This is a genomic window from bacterium SCSIO 12827, from assembly GCA_024397995.1.
Classification (GTDB): Bacteria; Pseudomonadota; Alphaproteobacteria; order Rhodospirillales; family Casp-alpha2; genus UBA1479.
In genome coordinates, this window is sequence record CP073746.1 from 2,160,395 (window position 1) to 2,180,345 (window position 19,951).

Genomic DNA, 19,951 nt, shown 5'->3' on the forward strand with positions numbered 1-19,951 from the left:
GCTGTCGATCGCAATATGTAGGACGCCCTCGACTATGACCTAAGGCATAACCCCCGGTTTTCTGGGAGGTTCCACAAAATCAAGTAATTTATTCGTAACATAACCCCTAAATGTTGAAATAATCCTGTTGCTGCCCCCAAAGCCGCTGGCTACATTTAGCGTCCTTCACGCCTGGGCAAATACACTATGTAGTTTCAGGAAGCGAAAGCCTTCCGAGCCAGCGGCAAAGAAGCGACCCGGGTCTGTTGTTGGGCCCGCCGGCCAGTAATAGGGCCGGAAATGACAGGGACCATTAAGGGAGCGCACACGGGGTAGCCATGCAGATCAAGCGGCATTTTACTAAACAGGATCAGTCACCTTACGCGGCAATCAAGTTTCGCCGGGCATCCAGCGAAATCCGAAATCCGGACGGATCCGTGGTGTTCGCTCAGGCGGACATCGAAGTCCCCGACTCCTGGTCTCAGGTCGCCTCGGACGTGCTGGCGCAAAAATACTTCCGCAAGGCGGGTGTGCCTGCAAAGCTGAAAAAGATCGAGGAAAACTCGGTCCCGTCATGGCTGTGGCGCTCCGAACCCGATGCCGCCGCCCTCAAGAAGCTGCCCAAGGACAAACGGTCGTCCGGTGAAACCAGCGCCAAGCAGGTGTTCGACCGCTTGGCCGGGACCTGGACCTATTGGGGCTGGAAAGGCGGCTACTTCGATTCCGAAGCCGACGCCCGGACCTACTTCGATGAAATGCGCTTCATGTTGGCCAAGCAGATGGCCGCCCCCAACTCGCCCCAGTGGTTCAACACGGGTCTGCATTGGGCCTATGGCATCGACGGTCCGGCCCAGGGGCACCATTACGTTGATTTCGAGACCGGCAAGCTGGTTGCTTCCAAGTCCGCCTATGAACATCCGCAGCCCCATGCCTGCTTCATCCAGGGCGTGTCCGACGATCTGGTGAGCGACGGCGGCATCATGGACCTTTGGGTCCGCGAGGCACGGTTGTTCAAGTACGGCTCGGGCACCGGGTCCAACTTCTCGGCCCTGCGCGGTGAGAACGAAGCCCTGTCGGGCGGCGGCAAGTCGTCGGGCCTGATGAGCTTCCTCAAGATCGGCGACCGGGCCGCCGGCGCCATCAAATCTGGCGGCACCACGCGCCGGGCGGCCAAGATGGTCGTCGTCGACGTCGACCATCCCGACATCGAGAACTACATCAACTGGAAGGTCCAGGAAGAGCAGAAGGTCGCTGCCCTGGTATCCGGTTCACGCCTGGCCAAGAAGCACCTGACCCAGGTCATGGCCGCCTGTCAGGCCGACATGGGCCCGGACGTCGGCGCCGATGATCGCTATGACCCCAAGGTCAACGCCGACCTGAAAGCCGCCATCAAGGGCTGCCGCCAGGTCATGATCCCCGACAACTACGTCCAGCGGGTGATACATTTTGCCCGTCAGGGATATACGGAAATCGATTTCCCGACCTACGACACCGATTGGGATTCGGAAGCCTACGTGACCGTGTCGGGGCAGAATTCCAACAACTCCGTGCGCCTGACCAACGAATTCATCCACGCCGTCCTCAATGACGGTGAATGGGAATTGATCCGCCGCACGGACGGCAAGGTGCACAAGCGCATCCAGGCCCGCGAGTTGTGGGAAAAGATCGGCTATTCGGCCTGGGCCTGCGCCGATCCGGGTCTGCAGTACGACACCACCATCAACGAATGGCACACCTGCCCCAATTCGGGCCGCATCAATGCCTCCAACCCCTGCTCCGAATATATGTTCCTGGACGACACGGCCTGCAATCTGGCGTCCCTGAACCTGATCACCTTCTCGCAGAAGGACGGCGCCTTCGACGTCGCCGGGTTCGAGCATGCGGTGCGCCTGTGGACCGTGACGCTGGAAATCTCCGTGCTCATGGCCCAGTTCCCATCCAAGGAAATTGCCCAGCTGTCCTACGAATTCCGGACCCTGGGTCTGGGCTATGCCAACATCGGCGGCTACCTGATGAACGCCGGGCTGTCCTACGATTCCGTCGAAGGCCGGGCTATTTGCGGCGCCGTCACGGCGCTGATGACCGGTGTCTGCTATGCCACCTCGGCCGAGATGGCGGCCGAACTGGGTACCTTCCCCGGCTACGAAAAGAACACCGATGCCATGTTGCGTGTCATCCGCAACCACCGCCGCGCCGCCCATGGCGAGAAGACCGGTTACGAAGGGCTGGAAGTCATCCCCGTGCCGCTGATCGCCGGCGACTGCCCGGATGCGGAACTGTCCAAGGCGGCGGCCAAGGCCTGGGATCAGGCGCTGGAAGGCGGCGAAGCCCATGGCTACCGCAATGCCCAGACTACGGTGATCGCGCCCACGGGCACTATCGGCCTTGTCATGGATTGCGACACCACGGGGATCGAGCCCGACTTCGCCTTGGTCAAATTCAAGAAGCTGGCCGGCGGCGGCTACTTCAAGATCATCAACCGTATGGTCCCCAAAGCCCTTTCAGGCATGGGTTACACGGCCGACGAGATCACCGACATGATCAACTACGCGGTCGGTCACGGCACCCTGGAAGGGGCGCCCGGGATCAATGCAGAAACCTTGAAAATCAAAGGGTTCACGGACAACGTTCTGAAGAAACTTGAAGGGTCTCTCGGCGAAGCCTTCGACATCAAGTTCGTGTTCAACAAATGGAACCTGGGCGACGCCTTCTGCCGCCAAGGCCTGGGCATTCCGGCCGACAAGTTGGACGACATGAGCTTCGACATGCTCAGCTATCTCGGTTTCTCCAAGGCCGAGGTCGAGGCCGCCAACACCTATATCTGCGGCGCCATGACGCTGGAGGGCGCACCCCACCTGAAACCCGAGCACCTGTCCGTGTTCGACTGCGCCAATCCCTGCGGCAAGATCGGCAAGCGCTATCTTTCCGTTGAAAGCCACATCCGCATGATGGCAGCGGCACAGCCCTTCATCTCGGGTGCCATTTCCAAGACCATCAACATGCCGAACTCGGCCTCGGTCAAGGAATGCAACGACGCGTACATGCTGTCCTGGAAACTGGGGCTGAAAGCCAACGCGCTGTACCGTGACGGTTCCAAGCTGTCGCAGCCGCTGCAGTCGGCCCTGCTGGACGACGTCGACGCCGAGGAAACCCTGGGGGATGCCGTGGCTGCTGCCCCGGCCAACGCCTCCAAGGCCGAGATCGTCGCCGAACGCATCGTCGAGCGCATCGTCGAACGCGCCCAGGAACGCCGCCGTCCGCCCAACCGGCGCAAAGGCTATATCCAAAAGGCGTCGATCGGCGACCACAAGGTCTACCTGCACACCGGCGAGTACAGCGACGGCAAACTGGCGGAAATCTTCATCGACATGCACAAGGAAGGGGCTGCCTTCCGCTCGTTGATGAACAACTTCGCCATCGCCATCTCCATCGGCCTGCAGTACGGCGTGCCGCTTGAAGAATACGTGGAGGCCTTCACCTTCACCCGCTTCGAGCCTTCGGGCATGGTCACCGGCAACGACACCATCAAGATGGCGACGTCGATCCTTGACTACATCTTCCGTGAACTGGCGGTGTCCTACCTGGACCGTAACGATCTCGCCCATGTCGAGCCGGCGGATCTGCTGCCCGACACCGTGGGTGACGGTTCCGACGAAGGCGACCTTCCGGAAAATGCCGAGAAGTCCGGCATGATGGAAGCCGTGGCGCAATTGACCAGCCGCGGTTATGTGCGCTCCAAGCAGTTCATGGTCGTTCAGGGCGGGCGTTTCGGCAACGAACAGTCCGGATCAACGGCTGGGGCCGTCCGCACCAGCGGCAGCAATGGCGGCGGCAACGGCGCCGGTGCCACCGTGCAACGGGCGGAAAGCACCGAGACGGTGCTGGAGATCGAGACCAGCGTGATCAGCCAGACCGACAGCAAACTGGACCAGATCCGCGAAGCCCGCATGAAGGGATATGAAGGCGACTCCTGCGGCGACTGCGGCAACTTCACCCTGGTGCGCAACGGCACCTGCATGAAGTGCGTCACCTGCGGCGCCACAAGCGGATGTTCATGATGCCGCGAACCGGCATCCCATCCATTCAGGAATCCTCCCTGGGAAACTTGGGGCGTGCGGCGGGCTTCGGTCTGCCGCACGCCTCTTTTTTGGCCTGACGATCTGACGTTACGCCGCCTTGTCGCACCCGCCGCCGACATTCCGTCCGCCGGCGGATTTCCTATGTCTCGTGACGACAAGAAAGACGGTTTGCGGTTGTCCCCCATGTTCTGCTACAACCCTGAAAACCCTGCCCAAACGATACTTTTCCGGGTACGGTGATAATCAACGTTTTGAGGGATTGTTAATCTGTTCAAGCTCTACTCGCTTGAACAGTTGGGTTTTTTTTGGATGACCGGATCAAGACCGGCACACTGGGACAGGAATGGCAGGTAAGACCGACCCCATCCATTTTGTCGCGGTCGACGACGACCCGATGATCCTTGACGCCATCACTTCCATGTTGGAGGCGGCGGGTCATCGCGTCACGGCGTTCACGGACTCCAAGGCAGCCATGGATAAAATGGTCGCCCTGGCGCCCGACTGCGTCATCTCGGATTTGATGATGCCGGACGTTGACGGTTTCCAGCTGTGCAAGTTCGTGCGCGGCAATGAAGACCTTGCCGATACAGTCTTCATCGTGCTGACGGCGAAAAGCTATGAATTCGACGTCAACCGCGCCTATGAATTCGGCGCCCACGGCTTCATCCGCAAGCCCATCGTCGCGGCAACCTTCCTCGACAAGGTCAACCGCATCCTGCGCGACGACATCGAACTGTCGTTCTGGGGCGTGCGCGGCACCCTGCCCGTTTCCGGCGAAGGCAGCTTGAAGTACGGCGGCAATACGAACTGCGTAACCCTGCAATTTCCGCGCGACCAGATCTTCATCTTCGACGGCGGCACTGGAATCAAGACCTTCGGCGACAAGCTGATGGCCAACGGCCGACGCAACATTCGCGGCCGCATCTTCATTTCCCATCCCCATTGGGATCATATCAACGCCATTCCGTTCTTCGCCCCCTTGTACCGGCAGGGCAACGAGTTCCAGATTCTCGGCGCCAACCAGGGCGACATTTCCATCCGTGAAATCATCTCGGCCCAGATGGATGGCGTCTACTTCCCCATCACGCTGAAGGAATTCGCGGCACGGGTTTATTTCCGCGACTTGGAGGAAGAGGAATTCGAGGTCGACGGCATCCGCGTGAAGACGAAGCTTCTGAGCCATCCGGGCCAATGCCTGGGCTTCCGCATCGAATACAACGGCCGCGCCATCTGTTACGTCACGGACAACGAAATGTTCCTGGAAAACAGCGACGGATATAACCCTCACTACGAGGAAAAACTGGCCGAGTTCGTGCACGGCGCCGACGTGCTGATCACCGATTCAACCTATACGGACGCCGAATACGCGACCAAGGTGACTTGGGGGCATTCGTGCATTTCCAAGGTTGTCGAATTGGCCCAGCGGGGCAAAGTGAAGACCCTCTACCTCTACCACCACGATCCGGACCAGGACGACGCGGCCATCGACGCCAAGCATGAAATGGCCCAGACCCTATTGAAGGAGCGGGGCAGCGACACCATCTGCATCGCGCCCAAAGAACGCGACACCTTCTATATCTGATTTTCCCGCGTTTGATCCGCCTTACCCGGCTGCGCCGGGCGCCAGCTTTATGAAAGGATCCCCCACATGACCGGAACCGTTGAATCCCGTTTGAAGGACCTGGGTATCGAACTGCCCAATCCGTCGGCCCCCGCCGCCAATTACATTCCCTACACCGTCGTTGGATCGACCGTGTTTGTGTCGGGCCAGGTCTGCGTGTGGAACGGCGACATCATGTGCCGGGGACGTCTGGGCGAAGACGTCGCAACCGAAGACGGCTACAAGGCGGCCCGGGTCTGCGGCCTCAACCTTATTTCGCAAGTTCGCGAAGCCTGCGGCGGGGACTTGGACCGCGTGGTGCGGGTCGCCAAGTTGGGCGGATTCGTCAATTCGGCCGCTGATTTCACCGATCAGCCCGAGGTTATCAACGGTGCTTCCGATCTGATGGTCGAAGTGTTCGGCGACGCCGGCAAGCATGCCCGCTTCGCCGTCGGCGCACCGTCCCTGCCCCGCGGCGTGGCGGTCGAAGTCGATGGGGTTTTCGAAATCCGCTAACCCGGCGTCGGCGTTTAACGCGTTATCAGGCGCTCTAAAAACTCCAGCATCCGCGCTTTGGCCGCCGGGTCCTTGGCGACCACGTGCAGGTCTCCCGCAAGCCCCAAGACCTGCATCCCCGTCGTGCCCACGTAATCCAGACATTTGATCGGCCGCCCCTTGCGCCAGGGATCGTTCTCCGAATAGACGGCAAGGGCCGGCTCTTCCGCTGGCCCGTGATAGCCCGTGGAACATCGCGTGCCGCTCATGATGCGGCCCTTGAAGGCACTGCCCGGATAGGACGCGACGGCGTTGGAGCCCTGGGAATGGCCGAACAGAAAGATGTTGTTCCAGTCGACCCAGGAAAAGCCCTTCAAGCCGACAAGGGCGCGGTCCAGTTCCTCAAGCCGCCAGGCAATGACATTCTTATAGATTCCCTTAGGCCCGGCGCGGGAATGGGTCTTCGAATCGCAGGTCCTGACACGCTTGGGTCGGGCAAAGCTGTCGGGCGCGACGACGACGAAGCCCGCCTCGGCCAGCATGACGGCATTGGTGCTGCCCGAATTGCCGAACCCGCCGCAGCCGTGCAGATAAACCACCACGGGCCGGGGCGCCCCCTTTGCCAAGGTGTCGAGCGCCAGACGAACGGAGCCGAGGTCCTGCTGGCCGCCGATCACACCGTTGCCGATGGGATTGGCATCGGCGGGAAAATAGAAGAACGCCCGGGTCCAGGTTTGCTCGACCGCTTCTGGGCCGAGGGATTCCGGCGGCACTTCGTCCATGCCGGCACCGGCGGGGCCGGACGCCATGACGAGACCAAGAACAAGAGAAAGCAAAAAGGGCCGCACGCGCATCACACCACCCCCGATAACGCGGTTGCCGATCGTGAACCGCACGCGCAGATTAGTCCTGATGGAACTGGTCGAGAATAGAGAAATGAAGCGCGTCGTCTCGCTGCTGCCGAGTGCGACGGAAATCGTCGCGGCGCTGGGCTGCGCGGACTGGCTGGTTGGGCGTTCCCATGAATGCGACTTCCCGGACGGAATAGTAGCCCTGCCCGTCTGTACGGCCCCGCGCCTGGACCTGTCCGGCAGCAGCGCCGAGATCGACGCCAAGGTGAAGGCGGCCGTGGCCGACGCCGCGTCCGTCTACGAAGTCCTGCAGGGTCCGCTCGCCGACTGCGCGCCCGACGTCATCATCACCCAGGACCAATGCGAGGTCTGCGCGGTCAGCCTGGCCGATGTCGAGGCCGCGATCTGCGATTTGATCGACACGCCCGCAAGGATCGTGTCGCTGAAGCCGATGACGCTCGCCGACGTATTCGCCGATGTTGAACGGGTCGCCGATGCCCTGGGCCTGGCGGACCACGGCCGCACCGTGGCGGAGGGCCTGCGCGCCCGAGCCCGGGCGCTGACCGCCCCGTCCAAAGGCCCCCGCCCCCGCGTCGCCTGCATCGAATGGACGGACCCGTTGATGGCCGCGGGCAACTGGGTGCCCGAACTGGTCACCATGGCCGGCGGCGAAGACGTATTCGGCACGGCGGGCGAGCACGCGCCCTGGATCACCTGGGACGACCTGGTCACCGCCGATCCCGACGTCATCTTGTTCATGCCTTGCGGCTTCGACTTGGCGCGCTCTACCGCCGAGGCGCGCCTGCTGATGGAACGGCATCCGGCGTTCAAAACCCTCAAGGCCGCCCGCACGGGCCGCGTCTACGCCACCGACGCCAACGCCTATTTCAACCGGCCGGGGCCTAGGTTGGTGGAGAGCCTTGAATTACTTATTTCATTGTTCCGGGATGCGGACGAGTCTGTCGAAGCCAACATGGCGTGGGTGCGCGTTGGGGCACTTTAAAGAAATGCTGGGACGTCGAACCTACCGTGGGCTCGGGTTTTTCAACGTCACGAGATGTTCGACGTTCCGGTCGATAACAAAATCAGACGGCGCAACGAAACCATGCTTACCCGCCTTGACCGGGATATCGACACGCTGCATGCATTTCTCCACGTACTCGGAACAAATCAGCGCTTTATCATCGTCGAAACTCGTCTTGTCGATCATGCCCATCCGGGTTGCCACCACGCGGCCGGCCAATTTGAGAATCTGGTCGCGATCATAGCGATAGCCGAACTGATCGATGGAGTACTGCCCAAAGGAGAGCAGTTTTTCTGCGTGCCCGTTATCTGGAAATCGACGATGCCGGGCAAGTACCAATCCTCCCGGATAGCCTTCTCCGTCCTCGTAATCATTGATGTACTTGCTGAGCGGAATAGCCCTCACGCCGCTTGGCTCGACACTTTCAAACACCATGACCCTGTCAATCTGATCAAACCTCACAACAAAAGCGACATGGCTCCAGACGCTGTTTGTCGCCATCTTGATCAATTCAGAAAACGGATGCACGCCGGAACAGAACAGCAGATCGCCGGTTCGAATTTGGGAACGGAAGGCGTCGTAGACCACCTTGGAGTCGAAGCGCCCGCCCCGGCGGGGAAATCGGTCAGCAACGAGTGGCTTCGACCCGCTCTGACCTCGGTCGACGGTCATTTGCGCAGAACCCGCCGCCGCAGCGTGAGATCATTGATCTGCGCCGTGACTTCCCTGATAGAATCGTTGAGGTTCTGTTGTGCCTGCACATTCGCGGCCGGCACCCCGGACAAGGCCGTCTGTAGCTTGACCAGTTCATCGCGCAACCGTGAGATTTCGACGTCGATCCCCGCACGGTCAAGACCGACCTTCTCCGCAGCTTCCGCAAGCGACTTCACTCCGCTGTAGAATGAACAGCGCTGGTGGTAGTTCTGAGCATCGTTGATCGCATCCCAAACCCGATATTCAGCCGTAGTCTTGCCATGCTTGGCCATGATTTCACTGCGTTTTTCGATACGTTTCTCCTCGATCGCCTTGACGATCGCCGGAGCGATGTATTTCTGATAAATCTCTTCGCCAATCACCGAGCGAGTTGAATTTGTGAAGGTCGCACCACCGGCCAAGCCCTGAGCAACAGTCCCCGAAACGATTGCCGCCGACCCGGCCAAGGCCGAGGTCAGAATGCCGAACGCCGAATTCATCAGCGCGTTGTTCGCCGTGATGTCTCCCTTGTGCTGTTCGCAGACCTTGTCTGACAGCGTCATGATTTCCGATTGAAGGCGATCGCGCGCGGTCGCGTCGGTCAAAGCCAATTCGTAGGCGGGCTTGAGATTAATACCGTGCGGCGGATTAAACATGTAGACGTCAAGATTGATCGTCTCAAAATAATCCGGGAAATCCTTGGCTTTATCGCTTTCCTGTTGCGTCCGATGCACCACCGGATCGACGCGGAACAGCCCCTTCATTTCATCGTATTTGGCACATCCCCCCATGCCGCCGACTAGGAAAAGCGACATAAGGACTCTGCGGCAAGTCGTGATTTTATACATTGGCAATCCTCGCATACCATTCCCCCTTCGCGATCACCGTGATCCCGTTTAGCGCGTACTCAGTGGAAGGTTCCGTATTCCCCGTACCGGCCTCAACCGCTTTCCAACCCAGTGTCCAGACCGGACATGGTCAGTGCGTTCTTTATTTTTCTAATATTAGTATAACATAAAGTATTAGTCGACAATCTCGTAATAGGCATACGTGCGCTTTTTTCCATGGATAATTTGCGCGCATTTCCGCCCATAACTGGCTAGATTCCGGATATGCCCGACGGACGCGACGCGGTCGCCATCAAGATCATCAAATCCCTCTCCGAGGTCTCGCCCGAGGCCTGGGATGCCTGTGCCGGAGCGGACAACCCCTTCGTCCGCCATGCCTTCCTCTCCGCGCTGGAAGATTCAGGGTCGGCGACGGGAGAGACCGGCTGGCTCAGCCAGCATCTGGTGATCGAGGATCCGGCCGGCGGCATTGCCGCCTGCGCACCGCTGTACCTGAAAAACCATTCCTACGGCGAATACGTGTTCGACTGGGGCTGGGCCGACGCCTATGAACGCGCCGGCGGGCGCTATTACCCCAAGCTGCAATGCGCCGTGCCGTTCACACCGGTGACCGGGCCGCGCCTGCTGGTCAATCAGGCCCTGCCCGACGGTCAGCACCGCGAGATGCGCCTTGCCCTGATCGCCGGTATGGCGCAACTGGCGCAGAACCTGGGCGTGTCGTCGCTTCACGTCACCTTCCCGACCGAGAACGAATGGGAAGCATTTGGATCAGCGGGCTATCTGCAACGCATCGGCCAGCAATTTCATTGGGAGAACAAGGGGTTCAAAACCTTCGACGACTTTCTTGGCGAGCTATCGTCGCGCAAGCGCAAAAATATCAAAAAGGAACGCCGTGCCGTCCATGAAGCCGGCCTGGACATCCGCGTCCTCGAAGGCGCCGACATCACCGAGGCCCATTGGGATGCCTTCTTCCAGTTCTACATGGACACGACCGACAAGAAATGGGGCCAGGCCTATCTGACGCGCCGGTTCTTTTCCCTGCTGGGGGAACGCCTGGGCCGGGCCGTGGTCCTGATCGTGGTGGAAAAGGACGGCCGGCCGGTGGCAGGGGCTTTGAACCTGCGGGGGGGCGACACGCTTTATGGCCGCAACTGGGGCTGCGTCGCCGACTACAAATTCCTGCATTTCGAAGCCTGCTATTACCAGGCCATCGACTATGCCATCGCGCAGGGCCTGAAGTGGGTCGAAGCCGGTGCCCAAGGCCCCATAAGGTCCAGCGCGGCTACCTCCCCCGTCGCACATTTTCCGCCCATTGGATCGCCGACAAGGGCTTCCGCGATGCCGTTTCCGGCTTCTTAAAAGACGAATCCAGGGGAATCGAGCGGGAAATGTCCGCCTATGGGGCGTTCTCCCCTTCAAAAAATCAGAATAAAATCAATTTTCTATACAAATTTTTCAAAAAACGCGCACAGGTGTGATGCCGGTCACGTTTCCTTTACCAATATTCCCTAAAGTAAAGGGGTTATGGAACGCTATGTGCAAATTTACCTGCTGACCGCCGCCGCCCTCGTCGCGGTGCTGTTGCTGTCGGCGGCGGCCATCGCGGCGCCCCGGGTGCCCGACGCGGAAGGTATGGGGATCAATCCCCTGATCCGAACGGCGGCGGCCCTGGCCCCTGGCGCGGATTGCATCCGCCACGGTCGCACGGGCACAGGCGAAGTCCTGGTCAACAAATGCAATGCCTGCATGGTGGTCGGGGTGACCCGCCTGCGCCAGGGATATTCCAACCCGGAAGTGCGCAAGTTCAACGTCATGGCGAACATGACCCTGCCCCTGCCGTTTCGCGGCCCGGGCCGAACCAGCCTGGGGTCCATCTATCCCTGCAAGCAGGCCAATCTGGTGAAGCCGGAAACGCTCGTCGACGACAGCAACAAGACATGCATCACCCTTGAAACGGATAAGAGTAACGGTGGGGTGTTCCTGGTGAACAACTGCCGCGCCTGCCGCGCCGCCCAGGTTGTGCGCATGGCCGCCAACGGCAAGCCCCTGGGCAGCCAGTCCTACGTGATCGGCGCCAAGGGCAACCTGCGTTTGTCGTCGCAGGGTGCGTCCATGGTCGGCCTGACCCGCGAAGCCGACTGCCCCCAGGTTGTCGGCCGCTAGGTCTTTACCCAATCCTGTAAAATCTGTTCCGCCGTGCGCAGTGCCAGCGGCGCCCGTGTGCCCGTGGTCATGCCGTCGGCGAAGATCGGCAGCAGTACCTGGACCCCGCCAAGGGGATCGTCCGCCACAAGCCCCCGCGCCTTGACCTGCGGCTGGTCCGCGACACCCGCGTAATCGGCAACCGGCTGCACACAGGTATCGACGCCGTCCAACAAGGCGAGCCAATGGTCCAAAGGCTGCCCGGCAAGATGGCCCGCGACCTCGGCGATCAGGCCCGCTTGCGGCAGCCCTTCCCACTGACGCGGAACCCAATCATCGCGGTCGATGGCGCGGCAGAAATTTTCCCAGAACCGGGGTTCCAGATTGCCCAGCGTCAATTCCCGCCCGTCGGCGCAGACATAGGCCCGGTAGCAGGCGGCCCCACCGGTCAGGAGTGCCGCCCCCCGCGCCTTGCCCAAACCCAGCTTTTCCGCCGTCAATCCGATGGCCTGCCAGGATAGGACGCAATCCGAAATGGCGACGTCCAGAAAGGCGCCCTGCCCATCCCGGCCTCGACGCACCAGCGCCCCCAGAATGGCGAGCGCCGACATCACCGCCCCCGCGCAATCGGCCATGGGCGGCCAGGCCATGGCGGGCCCCGCCGTCGTTCCGGCTTGGCTAAGGGCACCCGTAGCCGCCATGTAATTAAGATCATGCCCGGCGGCCAGACGCAGCGGCCCCGTCTGTCCATACCCCGTCAGCGCGCAATAGATCAGCCCAGAATTCAGATCCTTGGCCGAGCTGTATCCGAAGCCGAGCCGGTCCATGACTCCAGGCCGGTAGCTTTCCAGCAATACATCGGCGCCCTGAACCAGGGCCTGAAACTGCGCCCTGCCGGCGTCGGATTTAAGATCAAGACGGGTCACCGTCTTGCCCGCGTTGAGAACTTGATAAAAGGGTGAGGCGTCGCCGCCTTCAACGACGTCAGGATCAAGCGGTCCCGCCAGGGGATCAAGATGGCGCTGCGGGTCACCCGCGGGCGGCTCGACCTTCACCACCTCGGCGCCCAGGTCGGACAGAACCTGGGCCGCGAGCGGTCCCGGCAGATATTGGCTGAGATCAAGAACCCGGATCCCGGAAAGGAAGGAAAACGCCACGCTGCGTCTGCCCGGGCCGGGGATCGGCTATTCGACCAGGGCGGGAACTTTGCCCTTCTTGCGCTTGGCCGGCAGTCGGGTCGATCCCGGTTCGGGGAAATCGAACACCAATTTGTCGTCGTCGACACCGACCAGGACGATGCCGCCCTTGACCAGTTTTCCGAACAACAATTCCTCGGCCAGGGGCTTCTTGATGTTCTCCTGGATCACGCGGCTGAGCGGCCGCGCACCGAACAATTTGTCGAAGCCTCGTTTGGCCAGCCATTCGCGCGCCGCGTCAGTCAGTTCGATCACCACGCCCCGGTCCTCAAGCTGCAGTTCCAGGTTCATGATGAACTTGTCGACGACACGGGCGACGACTTCCGACGTCAGCGCCGCGAAGGGAATGATGGCATCCAGGCGGTTGCGGAACTCGGGCGTGAACATGCGCTCGATCGCTTCCGTATCCTCACCCATACGGGTTTCCCGTTCGAACCCGATGGCCGGCTTGGCCAGGTCGGCCGCGCCCGCGTTGGTGGTCATGATCAGGATCACGTTGCGGAAGCTGACGGACTTGCCGTTGTGGTCGGTCAACTTGCCGTGGTCCATGACCTGCAGAAGGATATTAAACAGATCCGGATGGGCCTTTTCGATTTCGTCCAGCAACAGCACGCAATGGGGCTGCTGATCGACGGCATCGGTCAACAGGCCGCCCTGATCAAAACCGACATAACCCGGAGGAGCCCCGATCAGACGCGATACGGAATGACGCTCCATGTATTCGGACATATCGAAGCGCACCAGATCGATGCCCATCATGTGCGACAGCTGGCGCGCAACCTCGGTCTTGCCGACACCCGTTGGCCCCGAGAACAGGTAGGAGCCGATGGGCTTTTCCGGTTCACGCAGGCCCGCGCGCGACAGTTTGATGGCGCTGGCCAAGGCCTCGATGGCGTTGTCCTGACCGAACACCATGGTCTTCAGATCACGGTCCAAATTCTTGAGCGCCTTGCGGTCATCCGACGACACGGACTTTTCCGGAATGCGGGCGATCTTGGCGACCACCTGTTCCACATCCTTGACGGTGACCGTCTTGCGCCGCTTGCCCGCCGGCAACAGCATGCGCGACGCCCCGACCTCGTCAATGACGTCCAAGGCCTTGTCCGGCAGCTTGCGTTCGTGGATGTACTTGGTCGACAGTTCTACCGCCGCCTTCAGGGCGTCGTTGGTGTAGCGCACGTTGTGGTGTTCCTCGAAATAGGGCTTGAGGCCCTTGAGGATCTTAACCGTGTCGTCCATCGACGGCTCGTAAACGTCGATCTTCTGGAACCGGCGCACCAGGGCCCGGTCCTTTTCGAAGTAATTGCGGTATTCCTTGTAGGTGGTCGAGCCCATGCAGCGCAGGCCGCCCTTCTGCAGGGCCGGCTTCAGGATGTTGGATGCATCCATGGACCCGCCCGAGGTCGCCCCGGCGCCGATCACCGTGTGAATTTCGTCGATGAACAGGATCGCCTTGGGCATGGCTTCCAATTCAGCCATGACGTTCTTCAGGCGCTCCTCGAAATCGCCGCGATAGCGCGTTCCGGCCAGAAGGGCGCCCATGTCGAGTGCGTAGATGGTATTGCCGAGCAGTACCTCGGGCACGTCCTCGTCCTCGATGCGCTTGGCCAGGCCCTCGGCGATGGCGGTCTTGCCCACCCCCGGGTCGCCCACGAACAGGGGATTGTTCTTGTTGCGCCGACACAGAATCTGGATGGCGCGATCGACCTCTTCGTGGCGGCCGATCAAGGGGTCGATACGACCGTCATTCGCCTTCTTGTTCAGGTTGGTGCAATAGGCGTCGAGCGCTTCCGAGCCCTTGCGGGCGGCGGCCTCTGCCTCGGCTTCGGGATCGGCGCCGGACACGGTGCGCTGTTCCGAGCGCCCGGGCACCTTGGCGATGCCGTGAGAGATATAATTGACGGCATCAAGGCGCGTCATGTCCTGCAGCTGCAGATAATAGACGGCATGGGATTCCCGTTCCGAGAACAGGGCGACCAGCACATTGGCGCCGGTCACTTCCTCACGGCCCGACGACTGGACATGAATAACGGCGCGCTGAACAACGCGCTGGAAGCCCGCCGTCGGCTTGGGTTCAAGCCCGCGCGGATTGTCGATCTCGGCCAGTTCGTTATCGAGGAACTCGGTCAGATCGGCGATCAGACGCTCGACTTCCACGTCGCAGGCCTTCAGCACCGCGATGGAATCGGGATCTTCGGTTAGGGAAAGAAGCAGATGTTCGAGGGTTGCATATTCGTGATTACGCTCGGCGGCGAGTGCCAGGGCGCGGTGAAGGGTCTGTTCTAGCTCGCGTGAAAGCATCTAATCCTCATCTCCGCCGCCATCTTTCTCGATCGTGCACTGGAGAGGATGCTGGTGCTGACGCGCCAGATCCATGACCTGTGTCACTTTCGTTTCGGCGATTTCATATGTGAAGACACCGCATACGCCCACACCGCGCTGGTGGACGTGCAGCATCACCTGGGTTGCCTGCTCGCTGTTCATGCCGAAAAAGCGTTCCAGCACGTGGACGACGAACTCCATCGGCGTGTAGTCGTCATTGAGCATCAGGACTTTGTACATGGACGGACGTTTGGTCCGCGTGCGGGATTTGACCGCCAAACCGGTGCCGGAGTCATCGTCCCGTCCCGGGTCGATGGGAGATTTTGGCGGGTCTGTCGGTCCTGTCATCTCCGTCCTGTCCTTGCCGTGTTCGGGCCAGCGACCGCCGCCCATCGGCGCCGCCGAAGCGGCCTTACCACTCCGACGGTAATCCAATTCTATTTAAAAAGGATTGCCCGGGGAAGCCCCGGGTCCGGGGGGCGGTTGCCGCTTGTCCCTGAATATATGGGCAGGGCGCCTGCCAGCGCCAAGTCCCATCCCTGGGAATTCTCCAACAGACCGTCCACAACCGGAGCAACCGAGGCCCGAAACGACCCGGCCCATGGCCCAGACCTGAGAATCGCCCCTTGCCGCCCCCGAGAAATCGGCAAACGAAAACGCCCGGCATTTTCAGCCGGGCGCTTGTTCAGGGCCGCATCACATTGCGTGAAGCGGAAATCGTCAGGCGGCAATCGGCTTGGTCACCTTTTCGACGGCGACCGTCACGCGGCTGGCGATCGGCGCCGTGGCTTCCTCGGCCAGTTTCACCGCCATGTCGGAAATCTTGCGGCTTTCTTCGAAGGCCTTGGCGTAATTGGTCTTCAGCAGGCTGCTCTGCAGCTTGACCACGTCGTCGACCGACTTGCAGCCGAACATCTTTTTGGTCAGATCGACCGTTTCTTCCACGTTCTTCTGGGCCATTGCGAACAATACCTTGTTCAGGTCCTGCATGCCTTTTGCCATGATGTTATTGGCCTGAACGAAAGCGTCGACGTTTTCCTTGCTGTAGGAAACGGCGTCTTCATAGGTCTTGAACACCTGACCACCAGCCTTGACGGCCGCGGCGATCTGCTCCTGGCCAATGGTGGCGGCCTTTTCAACGCCCTTGGCGGCGACATCGGCGCCGGCCTTGACGACGGTTTCAACGGTTTCCTTAACGGCAGGCGCGGCAACCTCGACCTTGCTGGCCGCGGGTGCCGGCGCGGGGGCTGCAGCGGCGGGTTTGGCGGGGACGGCAGGCGTAGCAGCGGGTTTCGCAGGCGCGGTGGGCTTTTTGGCTTCAGCCATCGTACTCTCCATCTGGGTTCTTTGTCGGGTGATCAACATCATCCTTGGCGGCTTCCGGGCGCTTTGGCGTCTCCGATGCCGCTTCTCACTGCCGGGCAGCGATGCTGCACTGCAGCAACGACCAGAATATAAGCTTTGTCGCGGCCTTTCGTCAAGACCGCATGGTGCGTTGCACAAAAATTTATCCCGCCTGTAACCTTTTGTTTTTATGTCAATTTTTTGTTCCAAAAATGTCCTGCAAAAGCCCCCTTTCGACCTGTTCAGGGGCGCCCGGATACCCCACGAACCGATCCCTTAATCAAATATTTACGATGAATCCTTAAAGAAGATATTGATTCGGCTGCGAAATTTCTGGAGACGCCGTTAGCGGATTCCGCTACGATATCGGCGAATCGGGGGACGACGCGACGACGATAATGAGGCATAAAGCTCAACACGGGGAAGAGAGCTCTCATGACTGAGACGACGCGTCCGATTACACGACGGGGGGGCTTGCGCCTTTTGGCCGCAGCCGCTCTGGTTCTGCTGACCGCCCTGGTGCTTTCGCCGGGACAAGCGGTCGCCAAGTATGCCTCTTTGGTCATTGACGCCGAAACGGGCGAGGTTCTGCACGCGGTCAACGCGGATACGCGGAACTATCCCGCTTCTCTGACCAAGATGATGACCCTCTACAAGATGTTCGAAGCGGTGGAAAACGGTCGCTGGTCCATGAACACGCGTCTGCGCATGTCGGCCCGCGCCGCCGGTCAGCCTCCGTCGAAATTAGGCCTGAAACCTGGTCAAACCATTTCCGTACGCGACGCTATCCTGGCTTTGTCCGTCAAATCAGCCAACGACATCGCCGCCGCCGTGGCCGAAAACTACAGCGGCAAGGAATGGAAGTTCGCCCGGGAAATGACCGCGACGGCCCGCCGCCTGGGCATGGACCGCACGACCTTCCGCAACGCGTCCGGCCTGCCTCATAGCGCACAGATGAGCACCGCCCGCGACATGGCCAAGTTGGCCCGCGCGCTTCTCCGCGACTTTCCACAGTACTATCATTTCTTCTCGCGCACCCGGTTTGATTTCGGCGGCGTGTCGCACAAGACCCATAACAAACTGCTGCTTTCCTATGACGGCGCCGACGGCTTCAAGACAGGCTATATCCGGGCGTCGGGCTTCAATCTGGTGACCTCGGCCAAGCGCGACGGCCGGCGCGTGATCGGTGTCGTGTTCGGCGCCAATTCATCAAGTGCCCGCAACCGTCTGATGGCCAAGCATCTCGACCGCGCATTCGCCGAACTGGGCAGTGCGCCGGTGCTTGCCAAGGCCGACATTCCGGCCCCCGCCCCCCTACCCACGGCCCCCGGCCGCGAGGAAGAACAGGGCGACGGCGACGGGCCGCCCCGGATCGTCGAGTTCGATAAAAAGTCACGCTGGGGCATCCAGGTCGGCGCCTTTGCCCAGTCCGAACAGGCCGAGAACATGGCTATGAAGGCGCGTAACACCGTGCCGTCCCTGCTTGACGGCGGCGTTATCTCCGTCGTTCCCTTGACCAAGAAAAACGGCAAGGTTCTGCACCGGGCACGGGTTTACGGCCTCAGTAAGCGCGACGCTTACCGCGCCTGCAAATTGCTGGAGCGGCGCCATATCCCCTGCATGGAATTGCGCGGGCCGGAAACCTTGGAAATGGCCTCCCTCCCGGCCGACAACTAAACCCTTCTTCCCCTTCCTCCGCATTTTTCTCGACCTGCCCCACCACGGCCTTTCAGGCCATGGTGACGCTTGGGCGTCTGGTTGTGCCCAATATCCGGGATCCCGCGAAGTTTTCATGGCCTTAGCCGACAAATTTTGCCACAATTGTCCGTGGTATCGAAATGCTGCGCGCGGCCCATCGGGTGCCACGCGCGGCAGGGGGAGGGAGAGGAATCGTCTTACGACGGTTCCTCTCCGTTTTTTGGCCTCCCGCACTGGGATGCCAAAGACCTGATAATGGAAATGATAAAGCGGCGACCTAAAGGTCGGGCACAGCCACGTTGCTTTGCGCCAACTGCCCGGCCAGCGCCGATTTCAGCCGCGTCAAGGCATCGGCGTCCGCGGCTTCGCAGCGCGCGACCAACACCGGCTGAGTATTGGATGCCCGCAGCAGCCACCAGCCGTCCGCCGACTGCACCCGAACGCCGTCCATGCCGTGGACATCAATGCCCATTTCCGTGGCCAAACGGGCGCGGACTTCCTCGACCACCTGAAACTTGCGGTCATCGGCGCAATCAAAGCGAATTTCCGGCGTCGAGACGGTCTTCGGCATGGCGTCCAGCAAATCGCCCAGGCTGGCCTCCGTACCGTTCAGCACGTTGAGCAAGCGGATCGCGGCATAAAGCGCATCGTCATAGCCGTAGTAGCGGTCCTTGAAGAAGATATGGGCGCTCATCTCGCCGGCGAGCGGTGCGCCGATCTCGGCCATCTTGCTTTTGATATGAGAATGGCCGGTCTTCCACATCATGGGCTTGCCCCCCAGACGGTCGATTTCGTCGAAGAACACCGTGGAGGTCTTCACATCGGCGATGATCGTGGCCCCCGGATGAGCGGCCAGCACGTCGCGCGCCAGGATGGCGAGCAGTTGATCGCCCCACAGCACCCTGCCCTGTTCGTCGATGATACCGATGCGGTCACCGTCACCGTCAAAGGCGATGCCCAGGTCGCAGCCGTTCGCAGCGACCGTGGCCTTCAATTGCGCCAGGTTCTTTTCCACCGTCGGGTCCGGGTGATGGGCTGGAAAAGTGCCGTCGATGGTTTCGTTCAACAGGATATGGCGGCCCGGCAAGCCGGCGACCATCTTGACCAGGGCCTCACCCGCCGCCCCGTTACCCGCATCCCAAGCGACCGTCAGCGGCTTTGCCCCGTCGAAATCCTTGAGCAGGCGCGCCACATAGGCATCCATGACCTCGATCCGAGCTTCATCGCCGCTGCCCGTGGCGACATCGCCCTGTGCCGCCATCGCGCCCAATGTCTGAATATCGGCGCCAAAGAACGACCGCCCCTGCATCACCATCTTCACGCCGTTGAATTCCGGCGGGTTGTGCGAGCCCGTGACCATCAGCCCAGCATCCGTACCCAGGTGATATGTCGCGAAATAGAGCATGGGCGTCGGCCCAAGGCCGATGCGTTTTACGTCGACCCCGGCAGCGCGCAGGCCCTCTGCCAGGGCCGCTTCCAATTCGGGCGAACTCAGACGCCCGTCATAACCCGTGGCTGCACTTTTGCCGCCGGCGCGGATCAGCAGGGTGCCGAATGCCCGGCCGATGGCGAACAGGTCCGCCGCCCCTAAGGTGTCGCCCACGGTGCCGCGAATATCGTATTCGCGCAGGATGCTGGGATTGAAGCTGTGGCTATCCGCCATGAAGGATTACGTCCTTG

General features: G+C 60.8%; 14 protein-coding genes and 1 pseudogene. 7 read left to right on the forward strand and 8 right to left on the reverse strand.

Features of this window, described 5'->3' with window-relative positions:
• Positions 1 to 317: 317 nt before the first annotated feature.
• From KFF05_10120 to KFF05_10130, 3 genes are all read left to right on the forward strand, one after another.
• Positions 318 to 4,037: a vitamin B12-dependent ribonucleotide reductase gene (locus KFF05_10120; protein UTW50329.1), complete on the forward strand. Its 3,720-nt coding sequence runs from the start codon at positions 318 to 320 to the stop codon at positions 4,035 to 4,037.
• A gap of 364 nt (positions 4,038 to 4,401) precedes the next feature.
• On the forward strand, positions 4,402 to 5,640 hold the full coding sequence (locus KFF05_10125; protein UTW50330.1) for a response regulator: 1,239 nt from the start codon (positions 4,402 to 4,404) through the stop codon (positions 5,638 to 5,640).
• A 66-nt stretch (positions 5,641 to 5,706) separates the two neighbouring features.
• Entirely contained in the window at positions 5,707 to 6,174 is a 468-nt protein-coding gene (locus KFF05_10130; GenBank protein UTW50331.1) for a RidA family protein, read from the forward strand.
• Positions 6,175 to 6,188: 14 nt separating this feature from the next.
• Here KFF05_10130 and KFF05_10135 read toward each other — a convergent pair whose 3' ends face one another.
• Positions 6,189 to 7,049, reverse strand: coding sequence for a hypothetical protein (locus KFF05_10135; protein UTW50332.1), 861 nt, complete (start codon positions 7,047 to 7,049; stop codon positions 6,189 to 6,191).
• Between the two features lie 40 nt (positions 7,050 to 7,089).
• Here KFF05_10135 and KFF05_10140 point away from each other — a divergent pair, with 40 nt between their 5' ends.
• A complete protein-coding gene (locus KFF05_10140) occupies positions 7,090 to 8,007 on the forward strand; it encodes a cobalamin-binding protein (GenBank protein UTW53667.1) in 918 nt (305 codons plus the stop codon).
• Between the two features lie 21 nt (positions 8,008 to 8,028).
• Here KFF05_10140 and KFF05_10145 read toward each other — a convergent pair whose 3' ends face one another.
• Together KFF05_10145 and KFF05_10150 are read right to left on the reverse strand one after the other, a co-directional pair.
• Positions 8,029 to 8,700, reverse strand: a complete 672-nt coding sequence (locus KFF05_10145; GenBank protein UTW50333.1) for a hypothetical protein — start codon at positions 8,698 to 8,700, stop codon at positions 8,029 to 8,031.
• Positions 8,697 to 9,569 carry a hypothetical protein gene (locus tag KFF05_10150; protein ID UTW50334.1) on the reverse strand — a complete coding sequence of 291 codons (873 nt, stop codon included), beginning with the start codon at positions 9,567 to 9,569 and terminating at the stop codon, positions 8,697 to 8,699. The genes KFF05_10145 and KFF05_10150 overlap by 4 nt, the downstream gene beginning before the upstream one ends.
• A gap of 264 nt (positions 9,570 to 9,833) precedes the next feature.
• On the opposite strand from KFF05_10150, the pseudogene KFF05_10155 reads away from it, so the two are divergent.
• Positions 9,834 to 11,047, forward strand: a pseudogene (locus KFF05_10155) (N-acetyltransferase).
• 46 nt (positions 11,048 to 11,093) lie between these two features.
• Complete coding sequence (locus KFF05_10160; protein UTW50335.1) at positions 11,094 to 11,732, forward strand: hypothetical protein; 639 nt, start codon at positions 11,094 to 11,096, stop codon at positions 11,730 to 11,732.
• Here the strand turns inward: KFF05_10160 and KFF05_10165 are convergent.
• The 4 genes from KFF05_10165 to KFF05_10180 all read right to left on the reverse strand — a co-directional run bounded on the left by KFF05_10165 (position 11,729) and on the right by KFF05_10180 (position 16,555).
• Complete coding sequence (locus KFF05_10165) at positions 11,729 to 12,868, reverse strand: CoA transferase (GenBank protein UTW50336.1); 1,140 nt, start codon at positions 12,866 to 12,868, stop codon at positions 11,729 to 11,731. The genes KFF05_10160 and KFF05_10165 overlap by 4 nt on opposite strands.
• A gap of 27 nt (positions 12,869 to 12,895) precedes the next feature.
• On the reverse strand, positions 12,896 to 15,208 hold the full coding sequence (clpA, locus tag KFF05_10170) for an ATP-dependent Clp protease ATP-binding subunit ClpA (GenBank protein UTW50337.1): 2,313 nt from the start codon (positions 15,206 to 15,208) through the stop codon (positions 12,896 to 12,898).
• Positions 15,209 to 15,622 (reverse strand): ATP-dependent Clp protease adapter ClpS, encoded by a 414-nt coding sequence (gene clpS / locus KFF05_10175; protein ID UTW50338.1) that lies wholly within the window; start codon positions 15,620 to 15,622, stop codon positions 15,209 to 15,211.
• A gap of 327 nt (positions 15,623 to 15,949) precedes the next feature.
• Positions 15,950 to 16,555 (reverse strand): phasin family protein, encoded by a 606-nt coding sequence (locus tag KFF05_10180; GenBank protein ID UTW50339.1) that lies wholly within the window; start codon positions 16,553 to 16,555, stop codon positions 15,950 to 15,952.
• 453 nt (positions 16,556 to 17,008) lie between these two features.
• Here KFF05_10180 and KFF05_10185 point away from each other — a divergent pair, with 453 nt between their 5' ends.
• Entirely contained in the window at positions 17,009 to 18,250 is a 1,242-nt protein-coding gene (locus tag KFF05_10185; GenBank protein ID UTW50340.1) for a D-alanyl-D-alanine carboxypeptidase, read from the forward strand.
• A 298-nt stretch (positions 18,251 to 18,548) separates the two neighbouring features.
• On the opposite strand, the gene KFF05_10190 is transcribed toward KFF05_10185, so the two are convergent.
• Positions 18,549 to 19,934, reverse strand: coding sequence for a phosphomannomutase/phosphoglucomutase (locus KFF05_10190; protein ID UTW50341.1), 1,386 nt, complete (start codon positions 19,932 to 19,934; stop codon positions 18,549 to 18,551).
• Positions 19,935 to 19,951: the final 17 nt, after the last annotated feature.